Source organism: Cobetia sp. 10Alg 146, assembly GCF_029846385.1.
GTDB lineage: Bacteria > Pseudomonadota > Gammaproteobacteria > Pseudomonadales > Halomonadaceae > Cobetia > Cobetia marina.
On record NZ_JARWKT010000007.1, the window covers coordinates 115,401 to 139,780 of the forward strand.

Genomic DNA, 24,380 nt, shown 5'->3' on the forward strand with positions numbered 1-24,380 from the left:
CATTGCCCGCAGGCCTGATGCCTGCAACCGCCTGCTCCAGAGCACGCGGTGCGACCTGAGCCGTGAAGAGACCGATATTCCATGAAAGAGACGATCATCGAACTGCTGGGCCAGGCCCTGGATTCCCTCAAGGCCGACGGCACCCTGCCCGCCGACGCCAGCCCGCAGATCAAGGTCGACCCGACCAAGGACAAGACCCACGGCGACTACGCCAGCAATCTGGCGATGATGACGTCCAAGGCTGCCGGCATGAAGCCGCGTGAGCTGGCCGAGAAGCTGATCGCCGCCCTGCCGGCCTCCGACGCGGTCTCCAAGGTCGAGATCGCCGGCCCCGGCTTCCTGAACTTCTTCGCCGAGACCGGGGCGGTGGCCGACATCGTGCGCCGCGTCTTCAGCGAAGGCGACCGCTTCGGGCACAGCGACGTGGGCGCCGGCGAGAAGGTCCAGGTCGAGTTCGTCTCCGCCAATCCGACCGGGCCGCTGCATGTCGGTCACGGGCGTGGCGCCGCGGTCGGCGACGTGCTGTGCCGCCTGCTGGCCGCCACCGGCCACGACGTCACGCGCGAGTTCTACTACAACGACGCCGGCGCCCAGATCAACAATCTGGCGCTCTCCGTTCAGGCACGCGCCAAGGACCTGGGCCCGGATGACGCCAGCTGGCCGGCTGATGGCTATCGCGGTGACTACATCCGCGAACTGGCCGCCTCCTACATGGCCGGCGATACCGTCGAAGCCGATGGCAAGCAGGTCACGGGCGCCGCGGAACCTGACGATCTCGACGCCATCCGCGTCTTCGCCGTCGCCTACCTGCGCCATGAACAGGACTTGGACCTCAAGGCCTTCGGCGTCGAGTTCGACGTCTACTTCCTCGAATCCTCGCTCTACCGTGACGGCAAGGTCGAAGACACCGTCAAGCGCCTGGTCGACAACGGCTATACCTACGAAGACGATGGCGCCATGTGGCTGCGCACCACCGACTTCGGGGATGACAAGGACCGCGTGATGCGCAAGCGTGACGGCGGTTACACCTACTTCCTGCCGGACGTCGCCTACCACCTGGACAAATGGCAGCGCGGTTTCACCCAGGTCATCAATGAACAGGGTGCCGACCACCACTCCACCGTGACTCGCGTGCGTGCGGGCCTGCAGGCCCTCAAGGCCGGCATCCCGGAAGGCTGGCCGGACTACGTGCTGCACCAGATGGTCACCGTGATGCGCTCCGGTGAGGAAGTGAAGCTCTCCAAGCGTGCCGGCAGCTACGTGACCCTGCGTGACCTGATCGAGGAAGTCGGCCGCGACGCGACCCGCTACTTCCTGGCGGCGCGACGTGCCGACTCCCAGCTGACCTTCGACATTGACCTGGCCCGCTCCCAGTCCAACGACAACCCGGTCTACTACATCCAGTATGCCCACGCCCGCGTGCACAGCGTGCTGCGCAAGGCCAGCCGTGAAGACAAGGCCTTCGATGAATCTCTGGCCATGGCGCAACTGTCCTTGCTGACCAGCGATCAGGAAAAGGCCGTGATGAATCGCATGGCCCAGTTCCCGGACGTCGTCACCCACGCCGCCAAGGTGCGGGAACCGCAGCAGGTCGCTCAGTATCTGCAGGACCTCTCCTCTGACTTCCACACCTGCTACAACGCGGTGAAGGTGATGGTCGAGGACGACGCGACCCGCAACGCGCGCCTGGCGCTGGGTCTGGCGACCGCTCAGGTCATCCGCAACGGCCTGGCCCTGCTGGGTGTCAGCGCTCCCGAGGAGATGTAAGCCATGGCTGCTCGCCGCCCCGCCAGCAAGAAGCCCGCTTCCCGTCAGGGAGCCAGCCCCCGCCGGCAGCCCGCCGCCAGTCAGAGCCGCGGCTTCCCGGGGTGGCTGTGGGGGATCGTCGGTCTGGTCGCCGGCTTCGTGCTGGCTCAGTATTTCCAGCAACAGGCGCCGCGTCTGCCGGTGGCTGCCATCGTGCCCAAGGCCAACACTCAGCAGAATGGTCAGCAGGCCGCACAACAGGGTAGCCAGCAGGACAAGGCATCGCAGAAGGACACTCCCGAAGAGAGCGGCGGCAGCATGCCGACCTTCGAGTTCTACACCCTGTTGCCGGAAACCGAGGTGATCGCCCCCAAGGTGGATGAGTACAAGTCCACTCCGCGTCCGGGCAGCGCCGAGAGCACCAAGAAGTCCGAGGCTTCGCTGACCAACTACATGCTGCAGGCGGCCTCCTTCCGCGAGATGTCCGATGCCAGGAAACTGGCCGGCAAACTCAAGGATCTCGGCCTGCTGGCCAAGGTCAGTGACGTCAATGCTTCTGGCGGCACCGTCTGGCACCGCGTTCAGGTCGGCCCGTACAAGGACACCCGCGAGCTCAACCGCGCACAGGATCTGATGAACACCCAGGGCATCGAGCCTCTGCTGATCAAGCTGCAATGACCTCGGCATGACGCCACAGGCCAACGGGCCCGCTCACATGTTGAGCGGGCCCGTTGCGTAAAGGGCGCCAGCCCTCTGCACAACGGGCGTCAACGCTGAGTCGCCGATGACTTGAAACCCGCATCAGCGCCCCCATTTACAGCATTCCGGTGAGATATCAGACCGCGATCCGCCACGGTGGCAGTGACACGTCGCGGCAAGCAGTGGCAATTGCCAGACTGACGACCACCACCCGTTTTACGCGACGAGGCCCTGGCCTCGTCTGCCCCGAAATGCCATGCCCGGCCCCGTTCACCTTATTCCAATCGCCGGCATGCTCTCTCAGGAGTTATCCATGACCACGATCGTCTCCGTGCGTCGCAACGGCCAGGTCGCCCTGGCTGGTGACGGCCAGGTATCCCTTGGCAACACTGTCATGAAAGGCAATGCCGCCAAGGTGCGTCGCCTGTATCGCAATCAGGTACTGGCCGGCTTCGCTGGCGGTACCGCCGATGCCTTCACGCTGTTCGAACGCTTCGAAGCGCAGCTCGAGAAGTATCAGGGCCAGCTGGTGAAATCCGCCGTGGAACTGGCCAAGGAGTGGCGCTCCGACCGCGCCCTGCGCAAGCTGGAAGCCATGCTGGTGGTGGCCGACAAGCATGCCTCGCTGATCATCACCGGCAACGGTGACGTGGTCGAGCCCGAACACGGCGTGCTGGCCATCGGCTCCGGCGGCAACTTCGCCGAAGCCGCCGCCCGCGCCCTGATCGAGAACACCGAGCTGTCCGCCCGCGAGATCACCGAGAAGTCCATCTCCATCGCGGCCGACATCTGCGTCTTCACCAACCACAATGCCATCATCGAGGAGCTGTCCTGAGATGTCCCAGATGACCCCGAAGGAAATCGTCAACGCCCTCGATCAGCACATCGTCGGTCAGCCGGAAGCCAAGCGTGCCGTGGCCGTGGCCATGCGCAATCGCTGGCGTCGCATGCAGCTCAACGACGATCTGCGCCCGGAAGTCACCCCGAAGAACATCCTGATGATCGGCCCGACCGGTGTCGGCAAGACCGAGATCGCTCGTCGTCTGGCCAAGCTGGCCGGCGCGCCCTTCCTGAAGATCGAGGCGACCAAGTTCACCGAGGTCGGCTACGTCGGACGTGACGTGGAATCGATCATCCGTGACTTGGTCGAGGTCGCCATGAAGCTGGTGCGTGAAGAGGCCATGAAGGAAGTGCGCGACAAGGCCGAGGATGCCGCCGAGGATCGCATCCTCGATGCGCTGCTGCCGCGCGCCCGTGGCGAGGAATATGATGCGGCGGCCAACAACAGCAGCACGCGTCAGATGTTCCGAAAGAAGCTGCGCGAAGGTCAGCTGGATGACAAGGAAATCGACATCGAGCTGAGCCCGGCCAGCCAGAGCCTGGATTTCGCCACCCCGCCGGGGATGGAAGAGATGACCAGTCAGCTGCAGTCCATGTTCTCCAGCATGGGCAAGCAGCAGAAGGAAAGCCGTCGCATCAGCGTCAAGGAAGCCCTCAAGCTGGTTCACGAGGAAGAAGCGGCCAGAATGGTCAGCGATGAAGACCTCAAGAGCCGTGCCATCGAGGCCGTCGAACAGAACGGTATCGTCTTCCTCGACGAGATCGACAAGGTCGCCAAGCGTGGCGAGTCCGGCAGTGGTGGCGACGTGTCCCGTGAAGGCGTGCAGCGCGATCTGCTGCCGCTGATCGAGGGCTCCACCGTCTCCACCAAGCACGGCATGGTCAAGACGGACCACATCCTGTTCATCGCTTCCGGCGCCTTCCACCTGTCCAAGCCCTCGGACATGATTCCGGAGCTGCAGGGCCGTCTGCCGATCCGCGTCGAGCTCAATGCCCTGACCCCGGACGACTTCAAGCGCATCCTGACCGAGCCGTCCGCGGCATTGATCCGTCAGTACAAGGCGCTGCTGGCCACCGAAGGCGTCGAGCTGAGCTTCGCGGATGACGCCATCGAGCGTATCGCCCAGATCGCCTATCAGGTCAACGAAGGCACCGAGAACATCGGCGCGCGTCGCCTGCATACCGTGATGGAACGCCTGCTGGAAGAGATTTCCTACGAAGGTGCCGATCAGGCGGGTGAGCTCAAGGTCGATGCCGCCTATGTCGATGCTCGCTTGGGCGACCTAGCGTGTGACGAAGACCTGTCGCGCTACATTCTCTGACGTCTGGCGTCAGCGCCTGACCCGCGAGAAGCCCTCATGGCGGCAATCGCCACCCTGAGAGATGCCACTGACGCCCGATCCGGCTTGGCCCGGTTCGGGCGTCAGTGCATCATGCGACATAGATACGTCGACGCGCCCGAGATGTCGCTCGACGCCCCTGTTCCTTCGGTCGCCTTACAGCGTGGTGTCATGCTGGACGGCGGGCTGACACGAGGATGCCCTGATGAGCCACGACACTCCTGAAGACCACGCTGCCGAGCAGGACGAACCCCGCAGCCAGCAGCGCGACTACCGCCTCAATGAGCGCCACGCCCGTGACGCCGACGAGGCCCCGGTACCGACGCGCGTGCACTACCACAAGTCGGAGCGTGAACTGGAACTGGGCTATGCGGATGGCCAGACCTTCCGCCTCAGCACCGAATTCCTGCGCGTGATGTCCCCCTCCGCGGAAGTGCGCGGTCACGGTGTCGGCCAGGAAACGCTGCAGGTCGGCATGCGCCACGTCGGTCTGGCCAACATCACCCAGAGCGGTCGCTACGCACTGAAGCTGCATTTCGATGATGGCCACGACAGCGGCCTCTACACCTGGGAATACCTGTGGGAACTGGCCAACCGCCGCGATGCCATGTGGGCCTACTACCTGCGCCAGCTGGAAGAGGCCGGTGCCTCGCGTGAGCCGCTGGGCATTCCGCTCAATCAGCTGTAAGCCACTGATGCCAATGGGGCGCGGCAAGATGTCCGACTCGACGTCTTGTCAAAAGACAGCCCGCTGGCCAGCGGTTACAATCGAGCCACTGCGAAAGCTCACCATATTGCGCTGACGTCCCCCATGGGAGGCGTCACAACAGGGGAAGTCATGGACAAGCGTACGACTCACTTCGGTTATCAGGAAGTTGCCGTGGACGAGAAGGCAGGCCGCGTCGCGGATGTCTTCCACAGTGTCGCCGCCAAGTACGACGTGATGAATGACCTGATGTCCTTCGGCATCCACCGTCTGTGGAAGCGCATTACCCTGGAGCGTGCCGGTGCCCGTCCGGGCCAGACGGTGCTGGACATTGCCGGTGGCACCGGGGATCTGACGCTGAAGTTCTCGCGCCTGGTCGGCCCGAAGGGTCGCGTGGTGCTCGCCGACATCAACGCCTCGATGCTCAACGTCGGGCGTGACAAGCTGCTCGACCGCGGTGTGGGCGGCAATGTCGAGTATGTGCAGGCCAATGCCGAGGCGCTGCCCTTCCCTGACAACACCTTCGACATCATCACCATCGCCTTCGGGCTGCGCAACGTCACCGACCAGGCCAAGGCCCTGCGCTCCATGCAGCGCATCCTCAAGCCCGGAGGCCGTCTGCTGGTGCTGGAGTTCTCCAAGCCGGTCAATCCGCTGCTCTCCACCGCCTACGATCAGTACAGCTTCCGCCTGCTGCCGAAGATGGGCGAGATGGTCGCTGGCGACGCCGATTCCTACCGCTATCTGGCCGAATCCATTCGCATGCACCCCGACCAGAAGACCCTGGCCGGCATGATGGAAGAGGCAGGTCTCGAGCGTGTCGAGTTCACCAATCTCACCGGTGGCATCGTCGCGCTGCACCGTGGTATCAAGCTTTGAGGCTGTCATGGCATTGCTGACCCCCCTGCTGGTGGCGACGGCGGAACGCACGCTCAACCGCCTGCTCGCCCGTGACCCCGCCTCCGCCATGCGCCTGAATGCGCTTGCCGGCAGACGCCTGCTGCTGCGCCTGGAGCGCCCCGCCTTCGACCTGCTGGTGCACTTCGACCTGCAGGGGCTGCATCTGCTGCGCCTGCCCGAGGCCAACGAGAGCGACGGCGACGTGGTGGTGGAACTGGACATGGAAACTGCCGCGGCACTGCTGTCCGGTGAGCCCATCGAGCGCTTGATGTTCGAGGGCCGCCTGGCCGTGCGTGGCCGTCTGCACCTGCTGGAAAGCGCACGGGATCTGGTGATGGATCTCGATCTCGACTGGGAAGGGGCCTTGAGCGAATGGTTCGGCGAGACCCCCGGTCATAGTCTGGCCACCGGCCTGCGCAGCCTCGGTCGCTTCGGGCTGACCAGCCGTCGTGAGCTGGAGCTGGATCTGCGCGAGTATCTGACCGAGGAAGCACGCTGGCTGCCCGGCCATGCCCAGCTGCAGGTCGCGCGGGACGAGCTGACCGAGCTGACCCAGTGCCTTGATCGCACCGAGGCACGCCTGGCGCGCCTGCGACGCCATCTGGAGGCCGTCACCACGCCACAGTCCGCTGATCGGGAGTGCCAGCCGTCGTGAGACTCTATCGCCTGCTGAGCATCCTGTGGGTCATCGCCCGCTATCGACTGGATGATCTGATCCCGCTGTCTCGCGTACCTGCGCTGCTGCGGCCGCTGGTCAAGCTCTCACCGCTGCGCCTGCTGCCTGTCGGCAAGCGCTCGCGTGGTGAGCGCCTGCGGCTGGCACTCGAAGCGCTGGGCCCGATCTTCATCAAGTTCGGCCAGATGCTCTCGACTCGTCGTGACCTGCTGCCACCGGACGTCGCCGATGAGCTCAAGCGCCTGCAGGACCAGGTGCCGCCCTTCGAGAACGAGGTGGCGCGCGAACTGGTCGAGCAGGAGCTGGGCATGCCGGTCGAGGAAGCCTTCGCCGAATTCGAGGCGCAACCGCTGGCCTCGGCTTCCATCGCCCAGGTCCATGCGGCACGCCTGCACGATGGTGCCGACGTGGTGGTCAAGGTGATCCGCCCGCGCATCGAAGAGGTGATGCGCAAGGATATCGGCCTGCTGTATCTGCTCGCGCGTCTGCTGATGAAGCTCTCGCCGGAAGCACGGCGTCTGCGCCCCGTGGAAGTGGTCTCCGATTACGAGGCCACGCTGTTCGATGAGCTGGACATGCACAAGGAGGCCGCCAACACCTCCCAGCTCAAGCGCAACTTCCTCGATTCGCCCCTGCTCTACGTGCCGACCATCCACTGGCCGCTGACGCGGCGCCGGGTAATGGTGCAGGAGCGCATCCGCGGCATCCCGGTCGCCGACATCGACGAGCTGGAAGCCCAGGGCACCGACTTGAAGAAGCTGGCCGAGCGCGGCGTGGAGATCTTCTTCACCCAGGTGTTCCGCGACAACTTCTTCCACGCCGACATGCACCCCGGCAACATCTTCGTCTCGCGAGAGAACGCCCATGACCCGCAGTTCATCGCCATCGACTGCGGTATCGTCGGCAGCCTGACCCGCGAGGACCAGGACTATCTGGCGCGCAATCTGCTGGCCTTCTTCCGTCAGGATTACTACGAGGTCGCGGCGCTGCACATCGAGTCCGGCTGGGTCGGGGAAGGCACGCGCGCCAACGAGTTCGCCGCGGCCATCCGGGCCGTCTGCGAGCCGATTCTCGAGAAGCCGCTCAAGGACATCAGCTTCGGCCAGGTGCTGCTGGGCCTGTTCCAGACCGCGCGCCGCTTCAACATGGAAGTCCAGCCGCAGCTGGTCCTGCTGCAGAAGACGCTGCTCAACATCGAGGGCCTCGGCCGTCAGCTGTATCCGGATCTCGACCTGTGGGCCACCGCCCGCCCCTATCTGGAGCGCTGGATGAAGGAGCGCGCCGGCCCCAAGGCGTTCTGGGCCGAGATGGTCAAGCAGGCTCCGGAGCTGTCACATCAGCTGCCGCAGCTGCCGGTGATGGCCTTCCAGGCCATGCAGCGCATCGATGATGAACACCGCGCTCGACAGCGTCAGACCGAGGCACTCGCCACGCTGCGCGATCGTGTCAATCATGCGTCCAGCACCGGCTGGCGCTTGCGCGCAGGTGGACTGCTGATCGCCGTGGCCTTCGGCTGGCAACCGCTGATCGCCTGGGCCGAGACGCAACCGATGATGGTGCTGGTCGGCGCGGGCCTGGGCATCGTGCTGTTGCTGTGGCGCTAGCCGCGCCCCCGCTTCGCTCGCGGCGCTGACCGAAACTTGCCGCCCCTCGGGGCGCAGTGCAATATGATTGTCATGTAACCCTTGCATCCTGAGTCGCCGGGCCTTGCCTCGCGGCAGTGCTCGATGAGGCAGGAGCCTCGGGCTGGACTCGCTGCCTTCGCTCGGGCCCGGTTGTCCGGCTGGCCGCGACGCTCCTGCAACGGTTCTCATGCAACGGTTCTCATGCAACGGTTCTCATGCAGATAAGGTTTTCATGCCAGACCCCATGCTTTCAGGAATGATGATTCATGAGTGATATTCTCAACCGCCTGTCAGACGTACTGGCAGAGCGGCGCGACGCTGATCCGACGTCCTCCTATGTCGCGAGCCTGCATCACAAGGGCCTCAACAAGGTATTGGAGAAGATTGGCGAAGAGGCCACGGAAACGGTACTGGCCGCCAAGGATTTCACTCAGGACGACGTGGACTCCCACCGTGCAGTGATCGGTGAGACCGCCGACCTGTGGTTCCACTCGCTGGTGATGCTTTCTCACCTCGGGCTGGACCATCAGGACGTGCTGGATGAGCTGGCGCGACGCTTCGGCGTCTCCGGCCATGATGAAAAGGCCGCTCGCGGTCAGTGATGATCAAGCAGACGACTTGCAGCGCAAGCCGATTTCCCTGGCAGTGGTGCTCTCACCCTGCAAGACTCAAGGCCTCGTGACCTAGTCCCATCGGCCAAAATGGAGAACTTCCCATGTTAGGTGGCATCAGTATCTGGCAGCTCCTCATCGTGCTCGGCATCATCATCCTGATCTTCGGCACCAAGAAGCTCCGCAACGTCGGATCAGACCTCGGTGGCGCGGTCAAAGGCTTCAAGGGCGCCATGAAGGAAGAGGAAAAGGCCCCCGACGACACGGCTCCTCAGCAGAAGGTCTCCCACGGTGAATCCCGCGGCGATACCATCGATGTCGAGGCCGAGCGCCGCGATACCGCTGACAAGCGCTCGTAAGCCGCATGTTCGACATCGGCTTTTTTGAACTGGCACTGATCTCGCTGCTGGCATTGATCGTGCTCGGCCCGGAGCGTCTGCCCCGGGCGGCACGTACGGCGGGATTGTGGCTGGGGCGCATCAAGCGCAGCGTCTCGGGGATCCAGCAGGAAATCAGCGCCCAGCTGGAAGCCGAAGAACTGCGTCAGACGCTCAATGAGCAGAAGAAGCAGCTCGACGAGACCCTGGCACATGCCCGCAATGAGGCGCGTGAGGTGGAAACCACCATCACGCGTTCCTCGTCCGCGTCACAGGAGGATGCCAACGCCTCGCCTGCCGCCGACAGTGCTCGCTCGACGACGGAGACGACCTCAGGCGAGCAAGAGACCTCCGCCACCCCCACCAGTGAGTCACGGGAGCCGCGTTCCTGATGAGTGATCCGCATGACCCGCAGCCCTCCGCCTCCGGCGAGGCTGCCCACGCCCCGCTCATCGAGCATCTGATCGAACTGCGCTCCCGCCTGCTGCGTGCGACTGTCGTGGTCCTCGTGGTATTCGCGGCGCTGTATGGCTTCTCCAATCAGATCTATCTGTATGTGGCCGAGCCGCTGATGGCCCTGCTGCCTCCCGGTTCTCAGATGATCGCCACCGAGGTGGCCTCGCCCTTCCTGGCCCCCTTCAAGCTGACACTGGTGGTGGCGCTGTTCCTGGCGATTCCGGCGGTGCTCTATCAGGCCTGGGCCTTCATCGCGCCGGGACTCTACGAGAACGAGAAGGCGTTGGCGTTGCCGCTGCTGGCCTCCAGCATCCTGCTGTTCTATGCAGGCGCGGCGTTTGCCTACTATGTCGTCTTCCCGCTGCTGTTCCAGTTCTTCACCACCACGGGCCCCGAGAACGTGGCGATCATGACGGACATCAATCAGTACCTGAATTTTGTCCTCAAGCTGTTCTTCGCCTTCGGTGTGGCCTTCGAGATTCCCATCGCCACCTTCCTGCTGATCTGGACGGGGGCCACGTCCGTGGAGGTGCTGAGCAAGAAACGCCCCTACATCGTGATCGCCTGCTTCGTGGTCGGCATGCTGCTGACACCGCCTGACGTCATCTCGCAGTCATTGCTGGCGATTCCGATGTGGCTGCTGTTCGAGGTCGGGATTCTCGCCGCACGCGCCTTCAAGCGCCGCCGTCCGGCGAGCGATGATGAGGCCTCGCAGCAGGCCCCCTGACGCGAAGACTCGAGCAGACAGCGCCTGAACGATGACGCGCAAGAATCATGACGCAGGAAACGACGAAGCCCCCGCCAATGGCGGGGGCTTCGTCGTTTCCTGCTGGGTGCCGTGCGACCGTGTCAATCCTGTTGACTGGCCTTGGCCTGGTCTTCCTCGATCCAGCCGTTCAGACGCTCCACCAGCTTGAAGATGCCTTCGGCAGCCTCGGAGATGCGCTCTGCCTGCATGTAGGCTGGCGTCGTGATCACGCGATTGGCGGCATCAATCACGATATCCGTCACCTCACAGCTCTTGTGCAGACCGCCCTGGGCACTGATGGCGCCGGAGACTTCAGGGTCCGTGCCGATGGTGACCGAGATCCCCTCGCCCAGCAGCTTCGGCACCATCACCGGCGCGATGCACATCACGCCGATCGGCTTGCCGGCCGCATGGAAGGGCTGCACCACCTCGCGCAGACCATCCACCAGCGTCAGATCCGCGCCCTTGACGGCAAAGTTGCTGAGATTCTTGGCGGCACCGAAGCCACCGGGCAGAATCAGCGCGTCGAAGTCCTCGGCGGACAGCTCCGGCAACGGACGCACCTTGCCACGCGCCAGGCGAGCCGACTCGGTCAGCACATTGCGTGTCTCGTCCATTTCCTCGCCGGTGGCGTGGTTGAGCACATGATGCTGATCGATGTCCGGAGCGAAGCACTCGTAGCGGATGCCCAGCTGATCAAGCCGAAGCATGGTCAGGGTCGTTTCGTAGATCTCGGAGCCATCATAGACACCGCAACCGGATAGGATCAGGGCTACCTGCTTGGTCATGTGTTACTCCATTGACGGTGAACTGCTCGGCGGCTGCCGACAGGTCAGAAGTGACAGATTCGTACAGGAATCCGCTACAGGCAAGCACCATGTGAAGAGGTACCGGCTGGAAAGGACAGATGATGCCGGCGGCCTGCAGCACCTGGGTATTCGTCACTCCGATGCCCCAAGACTATGGGCGGCATGATCACATCTCAAGGGCGCCCCTCGCGGTTCGGCGGGCAGGATGACAGTGCACACGACGCGACACCCTGCCCCATGCCGCGCCCCTGTTCCGACCTGCATGCACTGATATACTCGAAAGCATCGTGCCGACAGCTTGCTCGGCCAATCCCATCTCCTTCGGTCGTATGGGCGCCGTCTGACCTGTAATATCATTGAAATATTATAGACCTAGACTTCCAGCGTCCCTCACGGAACCGGAGCCTTAGATCCGGAGAGCCTCTCTTGAGTCAACGTACCCCACGCCAGTTTCCTGCGATTCGCATGCGCCGCATGCGCAAGGATGATTTCTCTCGCCGCCTGATGCGCGAGAACCAGCTGACGGCCGATGATCTGATCCTGCCGGTCTTCGTGCTGGAAGGTTCGCAGCGTCGTGAAGCCGTGACCAGCATGCCCGGGGTCGAGCGCCTGTCCATCGACCTGCTGGTCGAGGAATGCCGTGAGGTCCATGCGCTGGGCGTGCCGGCCATCGCGCTGTTCCCGGTGATCGATGCCGAGGCCAAGAGCCTGCTGGCCGAGGAATCCTACAACGCCAATGGCCTGGTGCAGCGCGCGGTGCGTGCCCTCAAGGAAGCCATCCCGACGCTGGGCGTGATCACCGATGTGGCGCTGGATCCCTACACCGTGCATGGCCAGGACGGCATCCTCGATGATGACGGCTACGTGCTCAACGACCGCACCGTGGACACCCTGATCAAGCAGGCACTGTCACACGCGGAAGCGGGCGCCGATGTCGTGGCCCCTTCTGACATGATGGACGGCCGCATCGGCTCCATCCGTGCCATGCTGGAACAGGAAGGCCTGATCAATACCCGCATCATGGCCTATTCGGCCAAGTACGCCTCCAACTACTACGGCCCGTTCCGTGATGCGGTGGGCTCGAGCGGCAATCTGGGCAAGGCCGACAAGCAGACCTACCAGATGGATCCGGCCAACAGCGACGAAGCGCTGCATGAAGTGGCCATGGATCTTGCCGAGGGCGCCGACATGGTGATGGTCAAGCCGGGCATGCCCTACCTGGATGTGGTGTCCCGCGTGAAGCGTGAAATGGAAGTGCCGACCTTCGCCTACCAGGTCAGCGGCGAGTACGCCATGCACATGGCCGCCTTTCAGAACGGCTGGCTGGATGCCGACAAGGTCATTCTCGAATCATTGATGTGCTTCAAGCGTGCGGGTGCCGACGGCATTCTCACCTATTTTGCCCGCCGGGCCGCGGAACTGCTGGCGGAGAAGAATCGCCTTTGACTACCCCGGCGACCGTGTCTGACCGGGGTCATGGAGTTGATGATGGAACAGACCCACAAGAACGCCATAGATGACGCGTCAGACACCTCGCTGGACACCGCTCCCCAACCGCATCAGGACGCTGCCGCCCCGGCGGCGTCCCGGGGGAAAGAGGGCGACATGGAGCTGGTCACCGACGAGCCGCCAGCCCTTGAACCTCCGCCCCTGCGCGTCAATCGCACGCGCAAGGGCATTCACGCCAAGGTCACGCCCTCCCCCGAAGCCGACCTGGCCGACCCCGCCCTGTATTTCAACCGTGAGCTGTCGAATCTGCAGTTCAACATCCGGGTACTGGAGCAGGCGCAGGACACTTCGCATCCGCTGCTCAACCGGCTGATGTTCCTGCTGATCTTCACGTCCAACATGGACGAGTTCTTCGAGATCCGCGTGGCGGGTCTCAAGCATCAGATCGCCTTCGACCGCACCGAGCCCGGCCCGGATGGCATGCTGCCCGGCAAGGTGCTCGACGAGATCTCGCGCATCACCCACGAGCAGGTGGAGCGCCAGTACCGCATCCTCAACGAAGAACTGATTCCGGCGCTTGAAGAGCAACACATCCGCTTCCGTCGCCGCAATCAGTGGAACGATGCCCAGAAAGCCTGGGTTCGCGAATACTTCGAGGAAGAGATTCAGCCGGTCATCAGCCCGATCGGGCTTGATCCATCACATCCCTTCCCGCGCCTGGTCAACAAGAGCCTCAACTTCATCGTCGAGCTGGAAGGCAAGGACGCCTTCGGGCGCGAGGGCGGCCTGGCCATTCTTCCGGCTCCGCGCTCGCTGCCGCGCTTGATTCGCGTGCCGGAAGCGCTCGCAGAGAGCGGCTATACCGAGTACGTCTTCCTGTCCTCGATGATTCATGCCCATGCCCAGGAGCTGTTCCCGGGGATGAAGATCAAGGGCTGCTACCAGTTCCGGCTGACGCGCAACGCCGACCTCTCGGTGGATGCCGAGGATGTCTCGGATCTGGCCTCGGCGCTGCGCGGCGAGCTGCTGGCGCGGCGTTACGGCGATGGCGTGCGCCTGGAAGTGGCGGACAACTGTCCGGAGGCGCTCTACACCTTTCTGCTCAAGCAGTTCGAGCTGGAGAAGCGAGACCTGTATCAGGTGAAGGGACCGGTCAATCTCAATCGCCTGATGGAAGTCATCGGCGACGTGGGCCGCGAGGACCTGCTCTACGCACCGTTCACTCCCGGCACGCCCAAGGCACTCAAGAGTGACAACAGCCTGTTCGATGCCATTCGCCGCGAGGACATCCTGCTGCATCACCCCTTCCAGTCGTTCTCGCCGGTCGAGAGTCTGCTGGCCGAGGCAGCGCGCGACCCGAACGTGCTGGCCATCAAGCAGACGCTCTATCGCACCGGAGCCGATTCCAACATCGTCTCCTCGCTGGTGGAAGCTGCACGCCAGGGCAAGGAGATCACCGTGGTGATCGAGCTGCGTGCCCGCTTCGATGAAGCCGACAACCTGCAGCTGGCCTCCCGCCTTCAGGAGGCAGGCGCCATCGTCATCTACGGGGTGATGGCCTACAAGACCCACGCCAAGATGCTGCACATCGTGCGGCGAGAAAATGGCGAGCTGCGCCACTATGCGCACCTCGGCACCGGCAACTACCACGCCAAGACGGCGCGCCTGTACACCGATTACAGCCTGCTGACGTCCAACGAGACCTTGTGCGAGGACGTGCACAAGGTCTTCCAGCAGCTGACCGGCATGGGCAAGCAACGCAATATCGAGAAGTTGCTGCATGCCCCCTTCACGCTGCATGAGCGGCTGGTGGAGATGATCGACCGGGAAGCGCGCAACGCCGAGAAGGGCAAGCGCGCCCACATCATAATCAAGTGCAACTCACTGACCGAACCCAAGCTGATCCGCGCGCTGTATCGCGCCTCACGCGCGGGCGTGCAGTGCGATCTGATCATCCGCGGGGTCTGCTGTCTGCGTCCGGGCGTTCCGGGCATCTCCGACAATATCCGCGTCCGCTCGGTGATCGGTCGCTTCCTGGAACATACTCGCACCTTCCACTTCCACAATGCCGGCCAGCCGGAGACCTGGTGTTCCAGCGCGGACTTCATGGAGCGCAACATGTTCCACCGCGTCGAGACCTGCTTCCCGTTGCTCGACAAGAAGCTGGCGCAGCGCATCCGCAAGGACCTGGACACCTATCTGGTCGACAACTGCCAGAGCTGGCGCCTGGAAAGCGATGGTCACTACACCCAGCTGGATGCCGGCGATGCAGAGCCGATCAGCGTGCAGGAAACCCTGCTGTTCGCCTACGCTGCCAAGGCCTGATCGCGCCCCGCTCGGGCCCGCCTCATCCGGCGAAGTCCAGATCACCTGACTCTCGGCCCTCACGCTTGCGTGGGGGCCGTCTGCGTTGAGCAGACAAGCCTTGTCCCAGCCCTCCTGTCCCGATCCTTCTGCCCCCACCAGACAATGAAAAGGCCCCCGCATCATGGATGCGGGGGCCTGGCAGCTGACGATCGGATCAAGCGCTCAACGGATCAGACACCGATCTGACCACCATCTTCACGCTGGATGACGACGGTCGCGGCGCGCGGGCGCACACTGCCGTCAGTTTCGGCAGTCGCATCCACACTCTGCGGCCAGTTGCCGGGATGCTGGATATTGACGAACAACGCCGTCCTGTCAGGTGTCGCGAAGATGCCGGTCACTTCACAGCCGTTCGGGCCAACCGCGAAGCGCTTGAGCTGTGCCTGGTTATCGGCACCGATCACGGCAGCATCCCCTTCGGCCTGCTGAAGCGCGGCCGGCACGACAGCCAGTAGCTGGTCATTGGTGACGTCCGCCACACCGGCGTAGCCGTTGTCCGTCTGGATCCACAGGATCCCCTGCTCGTCCTCACGTTCGTCGAAGTAGAGGCCATCCGGACTGGCGAATTCATTCATCTCAGTCAGGCCGGACAGGTTGTCGGCATCACTGGCCGCCGCGCCGAACACGAAGATCTCCCAATCGAAGGAGGTGTGATCCCCTGCCTCACGCCAGCGGATGATCTGTCCTGCCTCGTTGTCACCGCGCGGGTTGGCGGCATTGGTCGGCGCCGTCTTGTAACCGACTCCCGGCTCCTCGATGGCCTTGCCGTCATTGGTGAAGGCCGCCGCGGTACCCTCTTCGGTGCGCTTGGAGTTGTTGGTCAGTGTCATGTAGACCTCACCGGAAGCCGGGTCGACGGCACCCCACTCCGGGCGGTCCATCGGCGTGGCGCCCATCAGATCCGCCGCGTCCGCGGTATGGATGATGACACCGGCCAGATCATCGGCCGCCAGGCCCAGTGCAGCGGCCAGCGTCCGGCCATCCCTGGTCACGGCGTCCGGCGTCAGCTTCAGCCACTTGCCAGTGCCGTCGGCGGAGAACTGGGCAACATACAACGTGCCCTTGTCCAGATACTTGTCACCGATCGCCAGGCGATTCTTGTCGGCTCCCGGCACGTGCGCATCGGCGGCCTCCCATCTGGCATCGGAGACGAACTTGTAGATGTATTCGTTGCGCGAGTCATGGCCTGAATAGAACACCACCGGCTCGCCTTCGACCAGCTTGCCCGGCCAGCAACCTTCATGGCGGAAACGTCCCAGCGCGGTGCGCTTGACGGCCTTCTCACCGGTGTAGGGGTCGATCTCGACGATGTAGCCGAAGGTACGTGGCTCATTGCGATAATCCTTGTCGGCACTGTCCGCCGTCGGCGTATTGTCGAAGCGCGCGAATTCGCCATCGACTTCGCTGGCATCTCCCGCGGCGGTTTCCCAGCCGTAGCGGCCACGCTCGGTCTCGATGCCGATGCGATCATCATCGCTCTGACGATCACTGCGCTTGACGAAGTACCCCGGCCAGTTCTCCTCACAGGTCAGGTAGGTGCCCCAGGGGGTATAGCCGTTGGCGCAGTTGTTGTTGGTACCACGCGTGCGCGTGCCATCCGGAGAGAAGGCAGTCTTGACGTAATCACTGCCTGCCACCGGGCCACTCAACACCATCTCGCTGGCGCTGGTATAGCGACGGTTGTAGCCGGAGTTGCTCACCACATCCCACTTGCCGCCGGCATCCTTCTTGACTTCGACGACGGTCACGCCGTGGGCGTTGATCTCGGTACGCACTTCATCGGCCGGGCGCTTGCCGGACTCCGCATTGGTCGCGCCGCCCTTGGGCGCCCACAGGGCATCCTGATCGATGTACTCATTGTTCATCACCAGCAGGAAATTGCTGGAGGCGGTGTCTTCGCTCAGCGCGAAGTTGTGCATGCCGTCGTGATGCATGCCGATGCTGTTGAGCTGGGCCTCCGGCGTCATCGCCAGCGATTCACTCCACTGCGGTGCCTTGTCGTTGAGCGGAGTGCCCCACGGTGCCAGGACATGGGCGGTATACCCTGCAGGTACCACGAAGGCATCCGTGCGAGAGCCCTTGATGGACTCGAAGGCCAGCGCCAGCGGTGTCTTCGCCGGAGTCCCTGTGGTCTTGCCGCTGTCGGCATTGGCCGCACCGCTCAGGCCCGCCAGCCCGAAGCCGCCCAGCATGCTGGCAGCCGCCATGCCCAGACCACCCTGCAACACGCGACGACGGGAAAGGTGCTTGTCGATGATGGAAGAGAATGTCTCGTTGTGACTGGCATTCAGTAGGCGATGATCTTCAATTTCCTTGCTCATGCTGCTTCCCCGTAGTCAGGTTGCGGGTTGTTCTTTTCAGGCCTGGCCCCTGTGGGGCCGCCAAGGGCAACAAGAGTGATACGCGAACCAAATGACAGTCGTATGACGCGAACGATACGCCTCATGCAAACGACAGCGCCCGACGGTCGCATGACCATCGGACGCGGGGAATTCAAAAGCGCGAGACCTGCTCCGTCAGCCGTGAGGAAAGAGGGCTTCACCAGCAGGGTGGTGTCTGGGTCAGGCGTCTCGCAGACGCTCTGCCGCCAGACTCAGCAGATGCTCCGTCGTCTCCCACCCGAGACAGGCATCGGTCACGGAAACGCCATGGCGCAGCTGCGAGAGCTTGTCCGCTGCCGGCAATGCCTGCTTGCCCTCGTTGAGATGGCTTTCCAGCATCACGCCGATCAAGGCGTCATCACCGGCCAGACGCTGGGAGAGCACATCCAGCATCACTTCGCTCTGACGACGGTGGTCCTTGCGCGAGTTGGCATGACTGCAGTCGACCATCAGTCGCGGTGTCAGACCGGCCCCTTCCAGCTCTCGCCGGCAGGCGGCCACCGAGTCTGCATCGTAGTTGGGCTGACCATGGCCGCCCCGCAGCACCACGTGGGTGTGGGGATTGCCCGCGGTCTCGATCAGCGCCGGGCGCCCGCTGTCATCCATGCCGAAGTGACGATGCCCATGAGCTGCCGCACCGATCGCCTGCACGGCGACCTCGACCCCACCATCGGTTCCATTCTTGAAGCCTACGGCGCAGCCAAGGCCGGAGGCCATCTCGCGGTGGATCTGTGACTCGGTGGTGCGTGCCCCGATGGCCGCCCAGCCGAGCAGGTCTTCCAGGTAGGCGGCCGTCAGGGGCTGCAGCAGCTCCGTCGCCACCGGCAGGCCCAGCTGATTGATCTCGCGCATCAGCTCGCGCGCCTGACGCAGGCCGCTGGCCATGTCATCACTGCCATCCAGATGCGGATCATAGGCCAGTCCCTTCCAGCCCACCGTCGTGCGCGGCTTCTCGACATAGACGCGCATCACCAGCTTGAGGCGATCACTGACCTGCGGCTCGATCACCGCCAAGCGCTGGGCGTATTCACGCGCGGCCTTGAGATCATGGATGGAACACGGGCCGACTACCACCAGCAGACGATCATCCTCCCCGGCAAGAATCGCGTTGATCTCAGCGCGGTGCTGGCGAATCTGGCCGGCCAGGTCAGCATCCACCGGCAGCTGCGCGCGCAATTCGCTGGCGCTGGGCAGGGCTTCACGGCTGATGCGTCCGGGAGTGGTCGGTGTCTGGGCGGCATCGAAGCGGGTCACGGGGGTGGTCTCGGCGGTCATGGTGTCGACAGTGGTATCGGCTGTGTGCGGGTCATTCGTCAACACGCGTTCAAGGCTGGCGTTCATGGTCTTCTCTCCTGTGACGAAGCTTCGGCTTCATCACGCAATATTCACTCTGACAGACAGGGACTTCGCGAATCGTCACCCCGGTGTTGCTCGCCCTGCCCCGCGGTGACAGCGGAAAGAGGCAGGACGCCGCTAAATCGCCAGCGCCAATAACCATGCACGACCCGAGCGGAAGCGAAAGAGAAGCGGGTAGTCGGGATCGTGGTACGCATGGTCATTCCTCCAGTCATTCATGCTGCAATCATCGTTGGCACGTTAGGGTGGCACGCCTCTCTCGTCCTGAGAGATTGCCGGGCCCAAACGCAAGAACCCCCGGTCGTGGCTGCGACCGGGGGTTCTTCAAGGTGGTGGCAGCCCGTACGAGACAGGCACGCCGTAACCTCAGGCGCGCCCCTGTGTAAACCAATACCAATAGCCAGCCGCACACGCAGCCGACGCCAGCTGACCCGAAGGGCAGGCAGCGGCAGTGCGAAGGCGGGAGCTTGAGGATTGATTCATGGGTCGGGCCGGTGTCCAGTGATGACGATGAAGCGTCGATGACTCTATCCTTGCACTACGAAACGTCGCACGCAAGCGTGATCGGGCAACAAACCGTTGCCTGCACGTATAAAGAAGGACTATCAGCCCGGAGTGGCATCAGTATAACCTTTGGTTGTCGAACGACATGATCGGCAACGCGCATTCGTCCAGCGGTGCCTGACACCGCGCCCACAGCTTGGAATGCATACATGCAGGATTCCCGAAATGATGCACTGATAGAGTATCTGTCGGGATGTGCCCGGCAGGATGCCAAGGCACTGGATCGACTTTATCGCGCAACCAGTGCGCATCTATACGCTCAGTTGCTGCGTATCTTGAGACATGAGGCATCCGCGCAGGATTGTCTTCAGCAGGTCTACATCCGGGTATGGGCCGCCGCCGGCCAGTATGACGCCGGCCGCGCCCGCCCGATGACCTGGCTCGGCACCATGACCCGCAACATCGCCATCGACTGGATACGTCGACAGCGACCCAGCGAGCACGACAGCGACGAATTGATCGCTGCCATGCCCGGTCGAAGTGATATCGAGGCAGATGTCGACCTGGCCCAGCACAGTGGTGAACTCCACCAGTGTCTGGCCGAGCTGAATGACGATCAACGCCGCGCCCTGGAACTGGCCTACTTCGAAGGCCTCACCCACCAGGATCTGGCCAACCAACTGGACCAGCCCTTGGGCACCGTCAAGAGCTGGGTCCGACGTGGACTCGAGAGGTTAAAGACATGCATGAGTCATTTGATCTGAGCGATCCCGAACTGCGTGAAACCGCAGCGGGCGAGTACGCGCTCGGAACCCTGACACGCAGTGAGCGCGCCGCTTTCGAGTCGCTGCTCTCCGTGAGTCACGACCTGCAGCGCGATGTGGAGCGCTGGCGCGAACACCTGAACGTGTTCAATGAACAGCTTCCCCCTGTCGCGCCGCCCGCCGATGTCTGGCAAGGCATCGCCGAGGCGACGGGCACCGCCCGGCAGCCGTGGTGGCGTCGCCTGGGCCTGTGGCAAGGCATGACGGCCACGGCGTTCAGCCTCGCACTCGCCGTCAGCCTGACCTTCAGTCTGGGTCAGAACGAGAGCATGGAGAGCGACTACGTGTTCGTGGTCAGCAACCCTGACAGCAGCCCCGGCTGGATCGTCAATGCCTCCCACTCGGGTGAGATGATGGTCCAGGCCGTCAGCCCCAACGCCCCGGCCCCCGGCAAGGTCTGCGAGCTGTGGCTGATGGCCAAGGATGGCAAGGAGCCGATGTCACTGGGCATCCTGCCGCACTCCGGCACCATGAAGGTGGAGGTGCCGAAGGAATATCTGGCCGCCTTCCCCGACAGCGATCTGGTGATCACGCTGGAAAATCCGGGCGGCGCTCCCTCCGGTCAGAACATGGGCCCAACGCTCAAGAAAGGCCAGTTCACCGCCGTCGAAGGCCGCCACATTCTGTAGGCACTGCCTGCAAGCACTGACGGCAAACGCTGCGTCACCACACGACGTCGCATCAACGAAAAGCCCCCGCTTCTCAGCGGGGGCTTTTTTCATGCTGCTCTGCCGGGCCTCGATCCCTGGAGGCTACCCGGACACCGGCAGGAAGCACCCGTCACGTGAGATGACGTCCGCCATCCACCGGCAGTGTCGTGCCCGTGACATAGGGACTGTCCAGCAGATAACGCAGCGCCTGCCAGATCACCCCTGGGCCCGGCACACTCTGCATCGCAGACTTGGCCCGCGCTCGCTCGGCGTAGTCATCATCGTCGTCCGGGCGGAGCATGATCAGTGCCGGCGCGATGGTGTTGACCTGGATACGAGGGGCGAACAGCGCCGCGAATGACAAGGTCAGATTCTCGAGCCCCGCCTTGCTGGCCGCGTAGGCCGCATGCTTGCGCGAGCCTTTCTGGACCACGAAATCACTCATGTGGACGATGTCGGCCTGAGTCTCGATACCTGCCTCCAGCAGATCACGCAGCGCCAGATTGATCAGATACGGCGCCTGCATGTGGACGCGGAACAGATGCTCGAACATCTCGCCGCGCTCCTCCGCCCCACCATCCGGCGCCCAGTCGCTGGCATTGTGCACGATGGCCCTCAGCGTCGGCGTCATCTCACGAATCGTCGCGATGAAGGCCTGGATGCCCGCCTCACTGGAGAAATCCGCCTGGACGGTGCGGATACCCAACGCCCGCAGGGCATCGAGCTCTTCGCGCTCACGTCGGTAACTGATGATGACGGGATGGCCATCATCCACCAGACGTTCGGCGCAGTAGCGCCCCAGTCGCTGGGCGCCACCGGTGATCAGAATGGGGGACTGACTCATTCACTCGACTCCTTCAGGCAACGTCAGGCAGCTTCAGCCGGATACCAGCGCCGGATCCAGCAGCGGCTCGCGTGGTGCATAACTGAAGACATCGGAGCTCAGCGCGCTGGCCTCGACCCCCAACGGCGTCAGCGCATCGACACAGGCATAGACCATGCCGGGCGAGCCCGACAGATAGACGCGCTTGCCTGCCATGCTCTCCGCATGCGCTCGCAGCGCATCATCGATACGACCGATATGGCCATTGAAGCTTGCCTCGACCCCAGCCGCTTCCAGTGCCTGATGGTGAGCATCACCCGCCTCAGGCGCTTCTTCCAGTACCGGCACGTAGCGGAAATTGGGCTGACTGGCGGCCCAGTGGAGCGCGGCGCTTTCCAGATACAGATCCCGACGCTCACGCGCGGCCCACCACAGTTCGATGGGCTGATTGAGGCCGTGTGCAAACGCTGCCTGCAACATGGCATGCATCTGCGAGAATCCGGTACCGGCACAGATCAGCACGATGGGACTGGGGTCGTCGAGATCGAGCACGCATTCGCCATTCGGCAGGCGCAACTCCAGCTGATTGGCCGCGACCAGCAGGCTGCGCAGACGCGCCGAGTTGCTGCGCTCCGGCCAGTGCTGGATATGCAGCTCAAGCACGCCATCTCCCTTGGCAGCGTTGGCGATGGAGAACGGTACCCAGGTGGTGTCGTCGAGCTTCATCTCGAGATACTGGCCCGGCGCATGCGCCAGGGCCTCGGGACGTGCGGCAAAGCGCACACGAAACACGTCCGGGGTCAGGTCTTCCACACTCTCGACATGACAGGTCAGGGTCCGCGCCGTCATCGTATCCTCTTGTTGTCTGAAGCCTGCCGCGACGCCTGGCGCCGAGGCAGGGTAAATGCATGAGTGGTGATGGTCAGGTGAGACTCAATCCAGAATGCCCAGACTGTCCCAGCGCTCATCGACCCGCGAGACTATCTCGTCGCTCATCACGATGGGCTCGCCCCATTCGCGGTCGGTCTCGCCGGGCCACTTGTTGGTGGCATCCATGCCCATCTTGGAGCCGAGCCCCGCGGTTGGCGAGGCGAAATCGAGATAGTCGATCGGCGTATTGTCGACCAGAACGGTATCACGGCTCGGGTCCATCCGCGTGGTGATGGCCCAGATGACATCTTCCCACTTGCGGGCATCGACATCATCATCCAGCACGATCACGAACTTGGTATACATGAACTGGCGCAGGAAGCTCCAGACTCCCATCATCACGCGCTTGGCGTGGCCGGGGTACTGCTTCTTCATCGTCACCACCGCCATGCGGTAGGAGCATCCCTCCGGCGGCAGATAGAAGTCGACGATCTCCGGGAACTGCTTGCGCAGAATCGGCACGAAGACCTCATTGAGGGCCAGACCGAGAATCGCCGGCTCATCCGGTGGACGCCCGGTATAGGTCGAGTGATAGATCGGATCGCGACGATGGGTGATGCGCTCGATGGTGAAGACGGGGAAGCTCTCGACCTCGTTGTAATAGCCGGTGTGATCGCCGTAGGGGCCTTCCGGTGCCATGTCATCCGGATACAGGTAGCCCTCGAGGATGATCTCGGCGCTGGCCGGCACCTCGAGCTCCGACAGGCCACATTTGACCAGCTCGGTGCGCGAGCCGCGCAGCAGCCCCGCGAAGGCATACTCGGACAGCGTATCCGGCACCGGAGTGACAGCGCCCAGAATCGTCGCCGGGTCAGCCCCCAGCGCCACGGCGACCGGGAAGGGCTCACCCGGATGGGCCTTCTGCCACTCACGGAAATCCAGAGCCCCGCCACGGTGCGCCAGCCAGCGCATGATCAGCCGATTCTTGCCAAGCTTCTGCTGACGGTAGATGCCGAGGTTCTGACGCTCCTTGTGCGGCCCGCGGGTAATCACCAGCGGCCAGGTCACCAGCGGCGCGGCATCTCCGGGCCAGCAGTGCTGAATCGGAATCATGTCGAGATCGACATCATCCCCCTCCAGTACGACCTCCTGACAGGGCGCACGCTTGACCCGCTTGGGGCCCATGCTCATCACCTGCTTGAAGATCGGCAGCTTGTCCCAGGCATCACGGAAGCCTCTGGGCGGCTCCGGCTCCTTGAGGAAGGCGAGCAGCTCGCCGACTTCGCGCAGTGCCTCGACCGACTCCTGCCCCATGCCCAGCGCCACACGACGCGGCGTGCCGAACAGATTGCCCAGCACCGGCATGCTGTGGCCCTTGACGTTCTCGAACAGCAACGCCGGACCACCCGCCTTCAGGGTGCGATCGCAGATCTCGGTCATCTCCAGGTAAGGGTCCACCTCGGCACGAATGCGCTTGAGTTCGCCCTTCTCTTCCAGCGCCGCGATGAAATCGCGCAAGTCTCGATACTGCATGGGAGTTTCCGGTCGGCTTGATCAGGTTCCGAGCATACCATTGCCAGCCGATAGTCGGCAGGCCGACAACGCAAGACGCCCATCTCCTGA

Annotated in this window: 22 protein-coding genes; 16 read left to right on the forward strand and 6 right to left on the reverse strand. The window is 63.4% G+C overall.

The genetic code is table 11. The features are described 5' to 3' along the window. Positions 1-81 precede the first annotated feature (81 nt). The 12 genes from argS to tatC all read left to right on the forward strand — a co-directional run bounded on the left by argS (position 82) and on the right by tatC (position 10,703). On the forward strand, positions 82-1,767 hold the full coding sequence (gene argS / locus QD172_RS13270; RefSeq protein ID WP_279855985.1) for an arginine--tRNA ligase: 1,686 nt from the start codon (positions 82-84) through the stop codon (positions 1,765-1,767). Positions 1,768-1,770: 3 nt separating this feature from the next. Further along, entirely contained in the window at positions 1,771-2,424 is a 654-nt protein-coding gene (locus QD172_RS13275) for an SPOR domain-containing protein (RefSeq protein ID WP_077377921.1), read from the forward strand. Between the two features lie 334 nt (positions 2,425-2,758). Continuing rightward, a complete protein-coding gene (hslV, locus tag QD172_RS13280; protein ID WP_077377918.1) occupies positions 2,759-3,280 on the forward strand; it encodes an ATP-dependent protease subunit HslV in 522 nt (173 codons plus the stop codon). Between the two features lies 1 nt (position 3,281). Continuing rightward, entirely contained in the window at positions 3,282-4,607 is a 1,326-nt protein-coding gene (gene hslU, locus QD172_RS13285) for an ATP-dependent protease ATPase subunit HslU (protein ID WP_077377915.1), read from the forward strand. A gap of 346 nt (positions 4,608-4,953) precedes the next feature. Next, positions 4,954-5,313: a DUF971 domain-containing protein gene (locus QD172_RS13290; RefSeq protein WP_240499733.1), complete on the forward strand. Its 360-nt coding sequence runs from the start codon at positions 4,954-4,956 to the stop codon at positions 5,311-5,313. 150 nt (positions 5,314-5,463) lie between these two features. Beyond that, positions 5,464-6,210, forward strand: coding sequence for a bifunctional demethylmenaquinone methyltransferase/2-methoxy-6-polyprenyl-1,4-benzoquinol methylase UbiE (gene ubiE, locus QD172_RS13295; RefSeq protein WP_077377909.1), 747 nt, complete (start codon positions 5,464-5,466; stop codon positions 6,208-6,210). 7 nt (positions 6,211-6,217) lie between these two features. After that, positions 6,218-6,886: an SCP2 sterol-binding domain-containing protein gene (locus tag QD172_RS13300; RefSeq protein WP_077377906.1), complete on the forward strand. Its 669-nt coding sequence runs from the start codon at positions 6,218-6,220 to the stop codon at positions 6,884-6,886. Beyond that, positions 6,883-8,511: a ubiquinone biosynthesis regulatory protein kinase UbiB gene (ubiB, locus tag QD172_RS13305; protein ID WP_084207832.1), complete on the forward strand. Its 1,629-nt coding sequence runs from the start codon at positions 6,883-6,885 to the stop codon at positions 8,509-8,511. The genes QD172_RS13300 and ubiB overlap by 4 nt, the downstream gene beginning before the upstream one ends. Before the next feature lie 287 nt (positions 8,512-8,798). Continuing rightward, positions 8,799-9,134 carry a phosphoribosyl-ATP diphosphatase gene (locus QD172_RS13310; RefSeq protein ID WP_077377900.1) on the forward strand — a complete coding sequence of 112 codons (336 nt, stop codon included), beginning with the start codon at positions 8,799-8,801 and terminating at the stop codon, positions 9,132-9,134. 113 nt (positions 9,135-9,247) lie between these two features. Beyond that, the gene (tatA, locus tag QD172_RS13315; protein ID WP_077377897.1) at positions 9,248-9,502 is read left to right on the forward strand and encodes a Sec-independent protein translocase subunit TatA; all 255 of its coding nucleotides are present in this window, start codon (positions 9,248-9,250) and stop codon (positions 9,500-9,502) included. A gap of 5 nt (positions 9,503-9,507) precedes the next feature. Then, a complete protein-coding gene (gene tatB, locus QD172_RS13320) occupies positions 9,508-9,912 on the forward strand; it encodes a Sec-independent protein translocase protein TatB (protein WP_279855986.1) in 405 nt (134 codons plus the stop codon). Beyond that, positions 9,912-10,703: a twin-arginine translocase subunit TatC gene (gene tatC, locus QD172_RS13325; RefSeq protein WP_077377891.1), complete on the forward strand. Its 792-nt coding sequence runs from the start codon at positions 9,912-9,914 to the stop codon at positions 10,701-10,703. The genes tatB and tatC overlap by 1 nt, the downstream gene beginning before the upstream one ends. A 122-nt stretch (positions 10,704-10,825) precedes the next feature. Here the strand turns inward: tatC and elbB are convergent, their stop codons facing one another. Beyond that, positions 10,826-11,512: an isoprenoid biosynthesis glyoxalase ElbB gene (gene elbB, locus QD172_RS13330; protein WP_077377888.1), complete on the reverse strand. Its 687-nt coding sequence runs from the start codon at positions 11,510-11,512 to the stop codon at positions 10,826-10,828. A gap of 447 nt (positions 11,513-11,959) precedes the next feature. Between elbB and hemB the strand changes: the two genes are divergently transcribed. Both hemB and ppk1 read left to right on the forward strand, forming a co-directional pair. Next, positions 11,960-12,979 (forward strand): porphobilinogen synthase, encoded by a 1,020-nt coding sequence (hemB, locus tag QD172_RS13335; RefSeq protein WP_279855987.1) that lies wholly within the window; start codon positions 11,960-11,962, stop codon positions 12,977-12,979. A gap of 159 nt (positions 12,980-13,138) precedes the next feature. Further along, complete coding sequence (gene ppk1, locus QD172_RS13340) at positions 13,139-15,307, forward strand: polyphosphate kinase 1 (RefSeq protein WP_077377882.1); 2,169 nt, start codon at positions 13,139-13,141, stop codon at positions 15,305-15,307. 212 nt (positions 15,308-15,519) lie between these two features. Here the strand turns inward: ppk1 and QD172_RS13345 are convergent, their stop codons facing one another. Then, a complete protein-coding gene (locus tag QD172_RS13345) occupies positions 15,520-17,670 on the reverse strand; it encodes a PhoX family phosphatase (RefSeq protein ID WP_279855988.1) in 2,151 nt (716 codons plus the stop codon). A 240-nt stretch (positions 17,671-17,910) separates the two neighbouring features. Continuing rightward, a complete protein-coding gene (locus QD172_RS13350) occupies positions 17,911-19,071 on the reverse strand; it encodes a 3-deoxy-7-phosphoheptulonate synthase (protein ID WP_271303226.1) in 1,161 nt (386 codons plus the stop codon). 728 nt (positions 19,072-19,799) lie between these two features. Between QD172_RS13350 and QD172_RS13355 the strand changes: the two genes are divergently transcribed. Both QD172_RS13355 and QD172_RS13360 read left to right on the forward strand, forming a co-directional pair. Next, positions 19,800-20,354, forward strand: a complete 555-nt coding sequence (locus QD172_RS13355) for a sigma-70 family RNA polymerase sigma factor (RefSeq protein ID WP_084207827.1) — start codon at positions 19,800-19,802, stop codon at positions 20,352-20,354. Beyond that, entirely contained in the window at positions 20,333-21,043 is a 711-nt protein-coding gene (locus QD172_RS13360; RefSeq protein WP_077377873.1) for an anti-sigma factor, read from the forward strand. The genes QD172_RS13355 and QD172_RS13360 overlap by 22 nt, the downstream gene beginning before the upstream one ends. Before the next feature lie 151 nt (positions 21,044-21,194). On the opposite strand, the gene folM is transcribed toward QD172_RS13360, so the two are convergent. From folM to ubiD, 3 genes are all read right to left on the reverse strand, one after another. After that, on the reverse strand, positions 21,195-21,908 hold the full coding sequence (folM, locus tag QD172_RS13365; RefSeq protein ID WP_136939604.1) for a dihydromonapterin reductase: 714 nt from the start codon (positions 21,906-21,908) through the stop codon (positions 21,195-21,197). Positions 21,909-21,941: 33 nt separating this feature from the next. Continuing rightward, positions 21,942-22,736 (reverse strand): FAD-binding oxidoreductase, encoded by a 795-nt coding sequence (locus QD172_RS13370; protein ID WP_176494248.1) that lies wholly within the window; start codon positions 22,734-22,736, stop codon positions 21,942-21,944. 84 nt (positions 22,737-22,820) lie between these two features. Continuing rightward, complete coding sequence (gene ubiD, locus QD172_RS13375; RefSeq protein WP_077377865.1) at positions 22,821-24,290, reverse strand: 4-hydroxy-3-polyprenylbenzoate decarboxylase; 1,470 nt, start codon at positions 24,288-24,290, stop codon at positions 22,821-22,823. Between the last annotated feature and the right edge of the window lie 90 nt (positions 24,291-24,380).

Coding starts and splice junctions, on each gene's coding strand:
- QD172_RS13355 (WP_084207827.1), top strand. CDS start 19,800: ATGCAGGATTCCCGAAATGATGCACTGATAGAGTATCTGTCGGGATGT.
- QD172_RS13275 (WP_077377921.1), top strand. CDS start 1,771: ATGGCTGCTCGCCGCCCCGCCAGCAAGAAGCCCGCTTCCCGTCAGGGA.
- QD172_RS13300 (WP_077377906.1), top strand. CDS start 6,218: ATGGCATTGCTGACCCCCCTGCTGGTGGCGACGGCGGAACGCACGCTC.
- QD172_RS13310 (WP_077377900.1), top strand. CDS start 8,799: ATGAGTGATATTCTCAACCGCCTGTCAGACGTACTGGCAGAGCGGCGC.
- QD172_RS13345 (WP_279855988.1), bottom strand. CDS start 17,670: ATGAGCAAGGAAATTGAAGATCATCGCCTACTGAATGCCAGTCACAAC.
- hslV (WP_077377918.1), top strand. CDS start 2,759: ATGACCACGATCGTCTCCGTGCGTCGCAACGGCCAGGTCGCCCTGGCT.
- ppk1 (WP_077377882.1), top strand. CDS start 13,139: ATGGAGCTGGTCACCGACGAGCCGCCAGCCCTTGAACCTCCGCCCCTG.
- QD172_RS13370 (WP_176494248.1), bottom strand. CDS start 22,736: ATGACGGCGCGGACCCTGACCTGTCATGTCGAGAGTGTGGAAGACCTG.
- elbB (WP_077377888.1), bottom strand. CDS start 11,512: ATGACCAAGCAGGTAGCCCTGATCCTATCCGGTTGCGGTGTCTATGAT.
- hslU (WP_077377915.1), top strand. CDS start 3,282: ATGTCCCAGATGACCCCGAAGGAAATCGTCAACGCCCTCGATCAGCAC.
- tatB (WP_279855986.1), top strand. CDS start 9,508: ATGTTCGACATCGGCTTTTTTGAACTGGCACTGATCTCGCTGCTGGCA.
- ubiD (WP_077377865.1), bottom strand. CDS start 24,290: ATGCAGTATCGAGACTTGCGCGATTTCATCGCGGCGCTGGAAGAGAAG.
- folM (WP_136939604.1), bottom strand. CDS start 21,908: ATGAGTCAGTCCCCCATTCTGATCACCGGTGGCGCCCAGCGACTGGGG.
- argS (WP_279855985.1), top strand. CDS start 82: ATGAAAGAGACGATCATCGAACTGCTGGGCCAGGCCCTGGATTCCCTC.
- ubiE (WP_077377909.1), top strand. CDS start 5,464: ATGGACAAGCGTACGACTCACTTCGGTTATCAGGAAGTTGCCGTGGAC.
- tatC (WP_077377891.1), top strand. CDS start 9,912: ATGAGTGATCCGCATGACCCGCAGCCCTCCGCCTCCGGCGAGGCTGCC.
- QD172_RS13360 (WP_077377873.1), top strand. CDS start 20,333: ATGCATGAGTCATTTGATCTGAGCGATCCCGAACTGCGTGAAACCGCA.
- QD172_RS13350 (WP_271303226.1), bottom strand. CDS start 19,071: ATGAACGCCAGCCTTGAACGCGTGTTGACGAATGACCCGCACACAGCC.
- tatA (WP_077377897.1), top strand. CDS start 9,248: ATGTTAGGTGGCATCAGTATCTGGCAGCTCCTCATCGTGCTCGGCATC.